This window comes from Sporosarcina koreensis (genome assembly GCF_001531445.1).
GTDB lineage: Bacteria > Bacillota > Bacilli > Bacillales_A > Planococcaceae > Sporosarcina > Sporosarcina koreensis_C.
On the sequence record NZ_LQYA01000203.1, the window covers coordinates 60,879 to 73,596 of the forward strand.

General features: G+C 41.5%; 13 protein-coding genes and 1 pseudogene. 11 read left to right on the forward strand and 3 right to left on the reverse strand.

All coding sequences use genetic code 11. From position 1 onward, the window contains the following. Positions 1-88: 88 nt before the first annotated feature. A complete protein-coding gene (gene nadX, locus AWV70_RS19070; protein WP_268777889.1) occupies positions 89-865 on the forward strand; it encodes an aspartate dehydrogenase in 777 nt (258 codons plus the stop codon). A gap of 4 nt (positions 866-869) precedes the next feature. On the opposite strand, the gene AWV70_RS19075 is transcribed toward nadX, so the two are convergent. Then, entirely contained in the window at positions 870-1,682 is an 813-nt protein-coding gene (locus AWV70_RS19075; RefSeq protein WP_235588761.1) for a DUF2935 domain-containing protein, read from the reverse strand. 167 nt (positions 1,683-1,849) lie between these two features. Here AWV70_RS19075 and AWV70_RS19080 point away from each other — a divergent pair, with 167 nt between their 5' ends. Then, positions 1,850-2,761: a methyl-accepting chemotaxis protein gene (locus AWV70_RS19080; RefSeq protein WP_060210119.1), complete on the forward strand. Its 912-nt coding sequence runs from the start codon at positions 1,850-1,852 to the stop codon at positions 2,759-2,761. A 289-nt stretch (positions 2,762-3,050) separates the two neighbouring features. Here the strand turns inward: AWV70_RS19080 and AWV70_RS19090 are convergent. After that, a pseudogene (locus AWV70_RS19090) lies at positions 3,051-3,887 on the reverse strand (neutral zinc metallopeptidase). 130 nt (positions 3,888-4,017) lie between these two features. Continuing rightward, positions 4,018-4,440: a YusW family protein gene (locus AWV70_RS19095; RefSeq protein WP_060210121.1), complete on the reverse strand. Its 423-nt coding sequence runs from the start codon at positions 4,438-4,440 to the stop codon at positions 4,018-4,020. Between the two features lie 259 nt (positions 4,441-4,699). Here AWV70_RS19095 and AWV70_RS19100 point away from each other — a divergent pair, with 259 nt between their 5' ends. The 9 genes from AWV70_RS19100 to AWV70_RS19140 all read left to right on the forward strand — a co-directional run bounded on the left by AWV70_RS19100 (position 4,700) and on the right by AWV70_RS19140 (position 12,712). Then, positions 4,700-5,938, forward strand: coding sequence for a hypothetical protein (locus tag AWV70_RS19100; protein ID WP_060210122.1), 1,239 nt, complete (start codon positions 4,700-4,702; stop codon positions 5,936-5,938). Between the two features lie 27 nt (positions 5,939-5,965). Beyond that, on the forward strand, positions 5,966-7,153 hold the full coding sequence (locus tag AWV70_RS19105) for a hypothetical protein (protein ID WP_060210123.1): 1,188 nt from the start codon (positions 5,966-5,968) through the stop codon (positions 7,151-7,153). A gap of 13 nt (positions 7,154-7,166) precedes the next feature. Continuing rightward, on the forward strand, positions 7,167-8,063 hold the full coding sequence (locus tag AWV70_RS19110; RefSeq protein ID WP_235588762.1) for an ATP-binding cassette domain-containing protein: 897 nt from the start codon (positions 7,167-7,169) through the stop codon (positions 8,061-8,063). Next, entirely contained in the window at positions 8,035-8,766 is a 732-nt protein-coding gene (locus tag AWV70_RS19115; RefSeq protein ID WP_060210125.1) for a hypothetical protein, read from the forward strand. Before AWV70_RS19110 ends, AWV70_RS19115 begins: the two co-directional genes overlap by 29 nt. Positions 8,767-8,897: 131 nt before the next feature. Then, positions 8,898-9,131, forward strand: coding sequence for a hypothetical protein (locus AWV70_RS19120; RefSeq protein WP_060210126.1), 234 nt, complete (start codon positions 8,898-8,900; stop codon positions 9,129-9,131). Positions 9,132-9,294: 163 nt separating this feature from the next. After that, on the forward strand, positions 9,295-10,221 hold the full coding sequence (cyoE, locus tag AWV70_RS19125) for a heme o synthase (RefSeq protein ID WP_060210127.1): 927 nt from the start codon (positions 9,295-9,297) through the stop codon (positions 10,219-10,221). A gap of 183 nt (positions 10,222-10,404) precedes the next feature. Next, positions 10,405-11,202, forward strand: coding sequence for a basic amino acid ABC transporter substrate-binding protein (locus tag AWV70_RS19130; protein WP_060210128.1), 798 nt, complete (start codon positions 10,405-10,407; stop codon positions 11,200-11,202). A 74-nt stretch (positions 11,203-11,276) separates the two neighbouring features. Beyond that, positions 11,277-11,993 (forward strand): amino acid ABC transporter permease, encoded by a 717-nt coding sequence (locus tag AWV70_RS19135; protein ID WP_414714852.1) that lies wholly within the window; start codon positions 11,277-11,279, stop codon positions 11,991-11,993. After that, positions 11,990-12,712: an amino acid ABC transporter ATP-binding protein gene (locus AWV70_RS19140; RefSeq protein WP_060210130.1), complete on the forward strand. Its 723-nt coding sequence runs from the start codon at positions 11,990-11,992 to the stop codon at positions 12,710-12,712. Before AWV70_RS19135 ends, AWV70_RS19140 begins: the two co-directional genes overlap by 4 nt. The last annotated feature ends 6 nt before the right edge of the window (positions 12,713-12,718 follow it).

The following is a 12,718-nucleotide window of genomic DNA, read 5'->3' on the forward strand; positions in this document are numbered from 1 at the left end:
TACTACGTAAACCCCTTGGTTCAGCCAAGGGGTTTTCTGTATACTAAATTTAAAAGCAAAAGGACTGATCCCAATCAAAATAGGTCTAATCGGAAAAGGAAACCTCGGCACATATCTCTTACAAAAAATAAACAAAGAACAACTCCTGCCCAATGTCAAAATCACCGCTATATTAGATGAACGAGAGAAAGCGAGAGTTGAGCTTCCTGCGTGCGCCGATACATACGATTGCCAAGCATTTCATGACATAACTTCATTCTTGCAATCTGACATTGATATCGTAGTCGAATGCTGCAACATCGAAGCGGCAAAAACATATGGACTTGGCGTCATCCAAAAGAAGGACTTGATGCTCATCAGTGTTGGAGCGTTCGCCGATTCTTCCTATGGCAAACGTTTAGAACAGGCGGCAGAAGAAAACGGACATCGAATCTATTTGCCATCCGGTGCGATAGGCGGCTTGGATGTCCTGAAGGCGGCTAAATTGGCAGGCGGGCTTGAGTCCGTCGTGCTTACTACCAGAAAACCCGCTCACTCTTTAACTGCAGATAAAATTACTGTGGAGCAAACGCTGTTTGAAGGGCCAGCCCGTGACGCGATTGAACAATTCCCTAAAAATGCGAATGTCGCCATCGTATTGTCGTTGGCGGGTGTTGGAGTAGAGAAGACGCGTGTCCGTATCATTGCCGATCCAGCCATCAAGCAAAACATTCATCATATCACGGCAAAGGGTTCTTTCGGCGAATTCGATATGACCATCAAAAACAACCCGTCTCCGGACAATCCGAAGACGAGCCATATAACGGGTTCTAGTATTTTAGCGGCTCTTGCCAACTTGAATAGTGCAGTTGTAATAGGAACGTAAAAGTTTAATACCCTTGCACTCTTTCCTTTGCGGGATTGCAGTCAGGATCCGGTGTACCTGCCGACTCCGCGAGTTTCAATAAATAGTAACATTCCTCGCGGGCCATATGGTCAGCCATCAGTGGGGTTAAGGCTCCAAGCGTTTCTTTTTTCAATCCCATTTCTTCTAGTTCATTCAAAAACGTTTTGAAGATGGACATTTCCAAGTAAACGTCGCTATGGAATTTTTCCAATGCAGGGAATTTGGCCACGTTAGTGCGCAAAAATCCAGTCATTTCAACGGCTTTCAGGTAGAACGCTTCCCAGTCCTTCATGAATATGCTGCTTTTCTTTTTCAGCTGCGTTTCAACACGATCCATATTTGCATCAATCGCACCGGCGTGACCTGCTGCGTCTAGCAGCCATATGAGATCATGGTGAAGTGGGTGGACTAGCGGAGGCGTTTCCCCCTTTTCCAAATAGGAAAAGAGTCTGATCGCTTCTTCGACTTCATTGACCATATGGTTGATGAAAGATGGAGTCAATGAAATCTTTATGTTCCCGACCAATTGTTCCTTGATAATGGCTAGCTTAAACTCGCGGATTGCTTCACTTTCTGTTTTAGAATGACTGACCAATGATAGTAATTCGCTTTGATTTAAAGATTGCTTCGACCGATTCAATAATTTATCGAACCGATCAATGAAAGCTGCGGCAGTGTCAATCCAAGCGTTTTGGCCAGGGGCAAGTGAATCGTGAAGGAATCTGCCATGATCCCCAAGTATTTGAAGCCAAAAATGCAATTCATCCAAAGCTTCTTTCTGAAATGAACTATTCAAAACTTCACCTCCTCGTATACTACTTACCATTCTATGAGAAAAAAATGGATATATAACAATCTCCAAGGTATTCCACTTGATCCTCGACTATGGTTAAATAGTAGTAGGTCCAGAGATTCCGAATAATAGTGAAAAGTCTGTGTGTGAAGAGAGTTAGGGGGGATGAAATGGTGAAACAGGTGATTGAACAAGTAACGGATGATCATGTCGTAAAGGCGCTCGAGAAGAATCTTGCCATCATCCGATATGATTTGGATCATAAAATTGCTTACGTCAACGATATTTTTGCAAATGCAATGGGGTACTCGAAAGATGAAATGATCGGTGTCCGGCATGACGATCTTTGTTTTGATGAATATGTGAAGAGTGCTGAGTATGACAAGTTCTGGCGGGAGTTGCTGCGTGGCATCAGCCAACACGGGAAAATTGAAATGAAAGATAAGAATGGTGAGAAAGTATGGCTTGAGGCAACGTATATGCCTGTATTCAGTCATGATGGGAGAAAAGTCATTAGTATTTCCAAAGTTGCCTCAAATATTACGAAACGGCAAATGTCTATCACCTCTGTTGTCGAAGAGTTAAGACAGATGTCGGAAGGGTTGACGGAACGCGCGGATATTGGAATGGAACGGAGCAAGGAGTTGTTAGTAATTATCGAAGATATCGCGGCGATTTCCCATGACAATACGAAAACTCTTGAGAATTTGCAGTTGCATGCCGAAAGCATCCAGCATATCGTGAAGACGATCAGGGAAATTGCGGCTCAAACAAATTTGCTCGCTTTGAATGCAGCGATTGAAGCCGCGCGGGCGGGGGAGCATGGAAGGGGCTTCGACGTTGTTGCAAAAGAAGTCCGTAAATTGTCTGCAAATGTGGAGAAGTCGATCGTGGAAGTACGTGAGGGAGTCGAAGCGATCACGACGGAAATCAAAAATATTTCTAAAGGAACGACGTTGGCCCAGGAAAACGTCGACCGTTGCCAGCAACGGATTGAAATCGCAATGGACGATTTTTTAGCGATCGCTTCATCTGCGTCCGAGTTGGACAATCAATCGAGGAAAGTATCGAGTATCGTGTAAGCATAAAACAGGTGAAGGAGCATTTACTCCTTCACCTGTTGTTTCATTTATTCTTGCAAGGGCACTATGAATTGCGCAAGGGTCCATTCTTTTGAACAAGGGCTCATTCTTTCCGCTCTAGGGTCCATTCTTTTGAACAAGGACCCATTCTTTCTGCTCCAAGGTCCATTCTTTTGAACAAGGACCCATTCTTTCTGCTCCAAGGTCCATTCTTTTGAACAAGAGCCCATTCTTTCCACTTCAAGGTCCATTCTTTTGCGCAACGGCCCATTATTTCCTAAAACCTCAATCAAAGATTCCCCGCGCCAAATGTATCTCCCTCTTCAAGATTGCCAGCTTCAAAACCTCGGTAAAACCATTTTTTTCTCTGTTCTGAAGTACCATGTGTGAAGCTTTCGGGAACGACATAGCCACGAGCCCTTTGCTGGATTGTATCATCGCCGACCGCGCTTGCTGCGTTCAATGCTTCCTCCAAGTCTCCCTTCTCCAAGACGCCCATTCCTTGCGCATGATGCGCCCATACACCTGCGAGATAATCGGCTTGCAACTCCAGCCGCACTGAGTATTTATTATATTCCTCCTCACTGACGCGACTACGTATTTTCGCCATTTCATCGCTGATACCTAACAACTTTTGCACATGATGCCCGACTTCGTGTGCGATAACGTAAGCCATCGCAAAATCACCAGGCGCCTTGAACTGTGTTTGCAAATCATCATAAAAACTCAGATCGATATATAATTTCTCATCAGCTGGACAATAAAACGGACCGACCGCTGAACCCGCCATCCCGCAGGCGGATTGGACGCTTCCCGAGTAAAGCACCAGAATCGGTTCGCGATAAACCATTACTTCCTTCTCAAAGACTTCTGTCCAAACATCTTCCGTATCGGCCAAAACGACGGAAACAAAGTCGGCTAACTCCTTATCCTGCTCTGTTTCTACATACTCTGTATTTTAAGGGGGCGTTGCCAAGTTGTTTAAGATATCTCCCGGGTCACCGCCGAGAAACATGACGAGGAGCACTATGACAACACCGCCGATACCTCCACCGACGAGCGTTTTTCCTCCCATCCCTCTGCGATCTTCCACATTTCTGCTGCCCCTTCTTCCTTTCCATTCCATATGCATTGCCTCCTTGAAAACATCGATGAATAAGCAAGTCGTTTCCATATGCTTTACCCTTTTCCTGGACATCTAGCCCGCAATATAAAAAAAGATATCGCAATCCTTTTCGGAGTCCGATATCTATGCATTATTTGGAGAACATGATTTCTTTGCTGTCATATCCCTTGAAAGTAATTTCCAATCGAATCATTTGAAAATCCTTAAATTCAAATGCCTCTGCGGCACTTTTGATCAATTCCGTTTCTTCGGCTTCGGGGTCAGGTTCCATTTTATCAAAAGCGTCCATTATCTTTTCAAGCGCCTTCTTCCCGTGCAATGCAACTTCCTGTTTTTTATTCAGATACTCCGCCTCTGATCTTTCCTTTTTTTCGGCGAAGCTTGCCTTCAATGCTTCTTTCTCTTCCTTTGTATCAATCGTCACGCTAAATGTTGTGATGCCATATGTATCGACGACATTGCTTGCTTCCTTTTTTGGAACGATGTTTTGGTTGCTGCAGCCACTTATCATAACGCAGCAGCAAGCTAACATGAAAAATATCCATCTTCTCATATTTGATCATTCATCCTTTCGATTCCACTGTTTCTAACATAGCCGGTAATCTGTTCATATATACGATGTCGGATAAAGTGAAACTAATATTCGCGTTCATCATAGACAGTGGGGGGATTTTTTATGGATCATAAATTTCCAATCCAAGGGAATTTCTAATAATCACATACTATTGAAGTATTACAATAATATGTATATAGTGAAATATAATACAATGTTTTGAAATAAATAAAAACAATAATCAAAAGGGGAAGCTGGGATGAATCGAAATTATTTAAAGCATGAATTTTTAATTACAGCAAGAAGCAGACGTACGATTCCATTTGTTTTCTTCATCACAGTTTTATTGTTTAGCTATTGTTTACTATTATGGCCGTATGCGAATACGAAGGAAGCATTTAATAAAAAGGAGACAGAGGAATATTTAGCTTATTTGGGAGACCAGCAAAAATTATGGAGAAGTATCGGTAATACCGGCCTTGTTTTTCCTTGGCATAGCTATTCCTATGATCGTCAGATAGGCACACCCGTTTATTCGATGAATGCCTATAATTATGATTTGTTTTCCGGTATGTTGATGTCTTTTGAAGATCGGAACTATGAACGGTTGCTTAAATTAAGGACAATCTATTTGCAAGGGAATCCAGGTGAATATTTAGAGGATCGGTTTTTATTTCAGACCGCACCATTTCCAAGCAAGGACAGGGCGCATGCTTATCAGCAAACGATGATGAAGTATGAGGATTATCTAAATAAGGATCACCCCATCACATTTGGTTTAATGTATGAAAAAACGGGGTTGCAAACATTGCAGAACTTCCTCCAAAATTACGGCGTTTACTTCCTTTTATTTTGCGTGATTTATGTGAGCAGTGACATCTTGTCAAGGGACCGAAAACATCAGGCGGTCCTGCAAGGCTTGCCATTATCTTGGTATCGCCAACTGAATTTGAAATCATTGTCGGCATTCCTTTATTCAATGGCATTCATTGGAAGCGTTATCATTGTTGGCGTACTCGTCATGACGATTCAGTTCGGATTCGGCTATTTCGATTTGAATGTTCCCATCATGATTCAACAACAAACGTTTACACTCGAGGACTATAGTGTCATTTCTTTGGCTTCCTATTTAGGAAAGACACTCGTCGTCATACCGCTGTTAGTGATCTTATTCGTACGGTTGAATATCGTCTTAAGTTTGCTTTTTAAAAATGAATGGATTGTTCTATTCATCAGCAGTTTGATCTTGTTCTCTGAACGCATTTATTTCACGCGCTCGACACAAGAATTGTTTGGCAAGGACATCAGCCTGTTTCCACAGACTTATTTTGATTTTGGCAAAATCATTGATGGACAAAAGAATTTTTTATTGAACACAGAAACGATCACCTATGCAAAAGGCATCTTCGTCTTGCTCATTACATACGTCATCATTGAAATCATTCTGTATATTGTTGCCCTTATCATTAATAAACGCCGATATTATTTAGCACGTTAAAAGCCAGGAAGGAGGTAAGATCCAATCATGTTTTGGAAATATTTATTATTTGAAACAAGACTATTACTATTAAATAAAAAAAATTGGTTGTTAGGACTTGCACTGATCCTCTTTTTTCCGCTTTATTATTCACATTACAGTCAATTGGATTTGATTGACATAAGGGAAGAAAAGAATGAAGAAGCTGAGAACTTTCCTAAGATTTTGGATAAGTTTCCGGGTTCTGTTTGGCAAACGAAAGAAGGAAAAGAAATTCGGGCCATTTTGATAGAACAATCTTCATTGCTTAACATGCAAAGACTTTACTTACGGAACGAAGGAATCTCTCAAGGGTATTTTAGTGCAGGACCTAATTTTCACAAGTTTTTTGATGCAGGACTTCAGCTGAATGAATTGCGTCTTGATTTGCATCGACGAGGAAATAAAGGGATTCAAAAGGAGTATATTGTACCAGTTGACGAAATCCTAAAAGAAAATGCACTGTTTCGGTATCACATAGAGCATGAACTCTCCCTCATCAAAGATCCATTTGAGGCTAGCAATTACTTACCAGTGGCATTGCGCCTCATAAGCGGAGTCATGTTTTGCCTGCTCGTATTGTTTTCGGGAAGCAGCATGCTTGTAAATGATCAACTTCATCCTTCCGTCTTGTTCGGGTTTCCTGTTTCGTTCATGCAAAAAGCATTTAGTAAGGTAGGGGTCCATTTCGTGCAAATTATGCTCTTCCTATCTGCAAGTATAGTAATAGGAGGTTATTATGTATCGAGAAAAACAGGGTGGGGAGATTTTAGGACTCCTGTTCTCATTTATCAGGACGCGGATTTTATCGCAGTATCCATGCTGCGCTATTTGTTTTACATGTTCGTCGCATTTGGATTAATTGCCCTATTACTTTTGTTCACGTTCCTATTCGTTAATCTTGTGACGAAAAACTTGTATGCGGCAATTGTCATCATCTTATTTGTATTGCTCTCCCCACAACTTCTTTTAGTTGCCGGATTGGAGACGAATTGGCTCTATCCATTGAAATTCATTGATATCGGCGCCGTTCTAAGCGGGGAAGCGGCTAAGGAATTCGGAATTGAAGAACTTGATTTCAAGCATGCGTATAGTTGGCTTATCGTCCTTAATTTGATTGTCATCTCCGTCTTATATGGAAGAAATAAGCTAATGCATATTCAAAGGGTGGAAACAGTATCAATAAAATCAAGTTGAAAGGCTGGGGAAGATGATGCTGAAATTATCGAATGTATCAATTGCCTATAATGATAAAGTGGTGTTAGATTCATTAGATTTAACAGCGGACAAAGGAGAAATTATCGGAGTTGCAGCGCCAAATGGAACAGGTAAGACGACGATGTTCAATGTGATGGCGAACTTTGTGAAACCCGATTCCGGACATGTGTTTTTTGATGGGAAATATACGTACCGGAATGAAAAGGAAGAATTGCACATCCATCGTATGTTGGCGACATTCCCCGAACAAAAGGACTTATTTGAAGAGTTGTCTGGCGTCAATCATATGAAACTGTACGCAAATATGTGGAAAGGATCGACGAAGCATGTGCCCACCATCATCGAGCGTCTTCATATGGGGCATTATGTGAAACGGAAAGTTCAGACGTATTCATTAGGGATGCGGCAACGATTATGCTTCGCGATGATGATGGCGGCCGACACGCCGATTATGCTGATGGATGAAGTGATGAATGGTCTGGATGTCGAGAATGTCGCGCTCATTTCAGAGTGTTTAATGGAAATGAAGCAGGATAAGCTCATATTTGTCGCTTCGCATTTGTTGGCAAACTTGGATCTTTACGCAGACAGAGTTCTTTTTTTGAAAGATGGAAAGTTTGTACATGAACAAAAATTTACGGCTGAAAACGAAACATTCCTTAAAGTGGAAGTAAGTGTTGAACAGTATGAATTGCTTCAAGCGGTACGGGATTTGCCGCCCGGCCATATGTATATAGCCAATTACTTATTATGCATTCCTATAGGTGGGATGAGTGAATCGGAACAAATAAAATGGATGGGCCGGATGCTTAACTATAATAAGGAAATGACAATCGGACCAATGGGAACGGTGGAGTTTTATGAGAAATATTATGCTAAATCGATTTGACGACAAGGGCATATTAACTTTGATTATTATTTCCATGTTGCTCTTATCAGGTTGTCATAATTTACAAGGAACCAGATCGAACAAAATTACCGCATACGCAGAAAACTATGAAATTATAGGAACGACAAGAGATGAAATCATCGGAACGGTTCATCAGGCAATTTTCACGACGGTCGATCGGAGTAATAAAGAAGCAAAAAGAACGTACGGCCCGATGCCGACAAAAAAAGGAGCAAAGCTAAATATTGAGACTGGAAGATACGCATTGACCGGTTATCCATCAGGGAATATTTATATATACGATAATGATGATAACTTGATCGTTCAGGAAATCGTAGGGGAAAAAGCCGGTGTGCCTACATTAACCGTTGATATCGATTCAACTTTTTCTATTGTATTTGACGGTGGATATAATACGGTAACGATACAACCTGTAAAGACAGAGCTTTCCACCGAGTTGACCGCAGGCATATGGGATGTCGGGTTGGACATTGAGCCGGGTACGTATACAATCAGCATCCCCTATGGGTATGGCTATGTACAAATTTTTGAAGAAGGAAAAGACCCTCAACTATTTGAAATGATGGGAGGGGAATTGACAGGCTCCCAAAGTCAAGTACAGTTGAAAGAAGGGCAGAAAGTGCGTATATCAAAAGTTTCAATGGTTACATTTGAACCATTGAGTGAACAGAATGGGAAATAAATGAAACGGCGGGTTGAATTGCATCCGCTGTTTTTTATATGATTAAGGAGGCTTTACTCCTTCTCCTTGTCGTCCATCGCTACTGTATAAGCATTTATAAGCAAAACAGGTACGGTAAAGGGGGTGAAAGGATGCAGACAGAAAAACAGATGACATTGAAGGATTGGATTTTGACGTTAGTTCTCCTATTTATTCCGATTGTAGGACTTGTTATGTTAATTATTTGGGCTACGGATAAACAAGATCCACGAAACATTTTTGCAAAAGCCTATTTAATCGTGTCAGCTGGAATGCTCGCGATCGTCTTCATATTTTATGTGTTCATTTTCTTATTTTTCTTAATCGTAGGTGTTATGGTTTCATAATCCTGACGAGTCCCTTTGACTTTTGAATAAATTGTGTCAAACCAAAGGGAAAACCTATGAATTTCCAAAGAAAAATCCGTAAATCTTTAAATTATTGCAGATGAAATGATATGATGGGAAGGATGATACATTGGGGAAATACCTCTGAGGAGCGTATATAGATATGACGAAGGATATTAAAATTACCTATACTGAAAATGTTTTAGATGATCAAAAATCGGGCACGTTGATTGCGGATTTGAAATCCCTATTTAAAGCGCCTGTTTTGATTGCCAATGCACTGCCCGTATTTGTCGGCTTTTGGCTTGCCCTTCATTTCACAGGGGGCTCCCTGTTTGCGAACAGCAAACTGTTTTGGCTGACAATCATTGGCAGTACGATTTTGATGGGTGGGGCGCTTGTTCTAAATAATTGGTATGATGTTGACATCGACACGGTCATGAAAAGAACGCAAAAACGTCCGACCGTAACCGGAAATATCTCATTGAATACCGTTTTGGGAATTGGGATTTCCTTGTCGGCGATAGGCATGGTCATGTTGCTGTTCACGACGATGGAAGCTGCGATTTACGCATTCATCGGTTGGTTCACATATGTGATCATGTATACGATGTGGACAAAGCGCAAATACACATTGAATACGGTCATTGGAAGTGTTTCAGGGGCCGTGACGCCGATGATAGGATGGGCTGCAATTGCACCGTCCTGGCATATGGTACCGATCATGCTTTTCATCATTTTATTCATTTGGCAAATGCCGCATACATTTGCAATTGCAATGAGGAAGTACAATGAATACAAAGCGGCGAATGTAGCGATGCTGCCGGTTGTTCGCGGATTTAAGATGACGAAGCGTCAAATGTTCGTTTACATTGCATGCCTGCTTCCATTGCCGTTTTATTTGGGATCGTTAGGAATGGTATTCATCGTGCTCGCAACAATCTTGAATGTCGGATTCTTGATTGTCTCCATTCGCGGCTTTTTCACGAAGGATGACGATAGATGGGCATATGTGATGTTCATCTACTCCGTCAATTATATTGCGATACTATTCTTATTGATGGTGGCTGTTACGCTGCCAATCTTCTAAAACCAAAAACTGCTCCGTTTATCGAAAGAGGATGACGGAGCAGTTTTTCTGTTTCTGTATGATTGAAATTTCGCTCTCGACTATCAATTGGAAATATTCAGTTGTGAATGAAAGCGTTTTCGTATATAATCTAATAAAGTATCAATCAATTCTGTTAATTGGTAGAAACAAGGGGGAGTTAAGATGGAGAAATCAGTAAAACGTTTTCTGATCGGCATCACATTAGTGTGCACATCGATTTTTCTAATCGGATGCGGCGCGGGTTCTACAAAGACGAACAGTTCTGGTGGGGATGATACAACTGGTAAACGGAAATTAATTGTCGGAACGGATGCGGCATATGCGCCGATGGAGTTTATGGATGAAAAAGGAAATATTGTAGGGATTGACATCGATATCGTCAATGCTGTCGCGGAAGCTGCAGGTTTTGAAGTTGAGATAAAGAACTTGGGTTGGGAACCTTTATTTCCTGCATTGGAAAATGGAGAAATTGATTTCGCTGTTTCATCTATCACAATCAAGCCGGATAGAGAGGAATCATATGATTTCTCTACTCCCTATTTTGTAGCGAATCAATTGATTCTTGTTCCAGAGGATTCCGATGTTGAAAGCTTTCAAGATTTAAAGGACAAAAAAGTTGCTGTTCAAATTAATACGACTGGACATGAGGTTGTCAAAGATCTTTTAGGAATGACAAGCAAAAATATTGTCGCTCCTGAAACAATGCCTCTTGCCATAAGTGAAATGATTAATGGAAATGCAGATGCTGCTGTCGGTGACAATGCGGTTATCATTGAATACAAGGCGCAGAATCCCAAAGTCAAATTAAAAACGGTTGAGGATGATAGCTTTGAGAAGGAATATTACGGACTTATGGTGAAAAAGGGAAATAAGGAAATTGTGGATTTATTAAATGAGGGAATTGAAAAGATCAAAGCAAATGGAAAATTGAAAGAAATCACTGACCAAGACTTGGAGTAATTGTTGTCCTTTACGCAACAACTGCACACATCTTGGAGGTGATGAATGTGGAGTTTTTAGGTTTACGTATTGATATGTTCGAAAATATTTGGAGCTACCGAGAGCTTTTCATCCGAGGAATTTGGGTAACTCTTGGTTTGACCGCTGTGGGTTATGTAGGCGGATTCATTTTAGGATTGATCGTGGGGATAGGAAAACTATCAAAACGGAAGTGGATCCATTATCCAGCAAAAATGTATGTTGATTTTTTCCGGGGAACTCCATTATTAGTGCAAATCCTATTGATTCATACCGCATTGATCCCTAGTATGTTTGGACATTCATTAGGATTTTTTGTGTCGGGATCGCTGGCATTAATGCTCAACAGTGCTGCCTATAACGCGGAAATTATTCGCGCTGGAATTCAATCGCTCGACAAAGGGCAGATGGAGGCTGCCCGTTCGCTTGGCATGCCCCATAACACCGCCATGAAATTGATCATTCTACCGCAAGCATTCAGAAGGATGATCCCGCCGCTTGGCAATGAATTGATTGCTTTGTTGAAGGACTCTTCACTTGTTACGGTTATCGCTGCGACTGATTTGCTGTATGCAGGAAAGATTGTTGCAGGAGCTTATTTTAGATTTTGGGAGCCGTATTTAACGGTCGCCGTCCTTTATCTCATTTTGACATTTATCTGTGGGAAACTCATCACTTATATCGAAAATAGGTTCAGCAATAGCTATGTCCCGTCCTCAAGAAAGTCTATTTTTTCAATGAGACGTTCGGAGCCAGGAGGGGGATTGCGATGATAAAAGTAAGGGATTTGCATAAATCATTTGGACAATTGGATGTGCTAAGAGGCATAGACTACGACATTAAAGAGAAGGAAGTCATTTGTGTCATCGGTCCGAGTGGATCTGGGAAGAGTACGTTTTTGAGATGCATCAACCTTCTTGAGGAAATTACTGCGGGGGAAGTCTTTATAGATGGCGTAAAAATCAATGACGCGAAAACGGATATTAATGATATTCGGCGGGAAGTCGGGATGGTCTTCCAACAATTCAACTTGTTTCCCCATATGCGGGTTATCGATAATATTACGATTTCCCCGATTAAAATCCGTAAAATGAGTGAACAAGACGCGGAAGAATTGGCGATGCAACTTCTAGAGAAAGTGGGTCTGTCCGATAAGGCAAACGCCTACCCGGAGCAATTATCCGGCGGACAAATGCAACGGGTTGCCATCGCAAGGGCGCTTGCAATGAAGCCGAAGGTCATGCTATTCGATGAGCCGACATCTGCATTGGATCCAGAAATGGTGAAAGAAGTGCTGGATGTCATGAAGCAGCTGGCAATCGAAGGGATGACGATGGTCGTTGTCACTCATGAAATGGGGTTCGCGAAGGAAATGGGAGATCGGGTATTATTTCTGGATCAAGGCTTGCTTGTTGAAGAAGGGACGCCTGATGAAATCTTTTCGAATCCGAAACATGAAAGAACCAAGGCTTTTTTCAGTAAAATTTTATAGGGAATA

What these genes read in the sequence shown, in the direction of transcription:
- cyoE (WP_060210127.1), top strand. Translation starts at nt 9,295, where the DNA reads ATGACGAAGGATATTAAAATTACCTATACTGAAAATGTTTTAGATGAT.
- AWV70_RS19140 (WP_060210130.1), top strand. Translation starts at nt 11,990, where the DNA reads ATGATAAAAGTAAGGGATTTGCATAAATCATTTGGACAATTGGATGTG.
- AWV70_RS19095 (WP_060210121.1), bottom strand. Translation starts at nt 4,440, where the DNA reads ATGAGAAGATGGATATTTTTCATGTTAGCTTGCTGCTGCGTTATGATA.
- AWV70_RS19120 (WP_060210126.1), top strand. Translation starts at nt 8,898, where the DNA reads ATGCAGACAGAAAAACAGATGACATTGAAGGATTGGATTTTGACGTTA.
- AWV70_RS19100 (WP_060210122.1), top strand. Translation starts at nt 4,700, where the DNA reads ATGAATCGAAATTATTTAAAGCATGAATTTTTAATTACAGCAAGAAGC.
- AWV70_RS19080 (WP_060210119.1), top strand. Translation starts at nt 1,850, where the DNA reads ATGGTGAAACAGGTGATTGAACAAGTAACGGATGATCATGTCGTAAAG.
- AWV70_RS19110 (WP_235588762.1), top strand. Translation starts at nt 7,167, where the DNA reads ATGATGCTGAAATTATCGAATGTATCAATTGCCTATAATGATAAAGTG.
- AWV70_RS19105 (WP_060210123.1), top strand. Translation starts at nt 5,966, where the DNA reads ATGTTTTGGAAATATTTATTATTTGAAACAAGACTATTACTATTAAAT.
- AWV70_RS19115 (WP_060210125.1), top strand. Translation starts at nt 8,035, where the DNA reads ATGAGAAATATTATGCTAAATCGATTTGACGACAAGGGCATATTAACT.
- AWV70_RS19130 (WP_060210128.1), top strand. Translation starts at nt 10,405, where the DNA reads ATGGAGAAATCAGTAAAACGTTTTCTGATCGGCATCACATTAGTGTGC.
- AWV70_RS19135 (WP_414714852.1), top strand. Translation starts at nt 11,277, where the DNA reads ATGTTCGAAAATATTTGGAGCTACCGAGAGCTTTTCATCCGAGGAATT.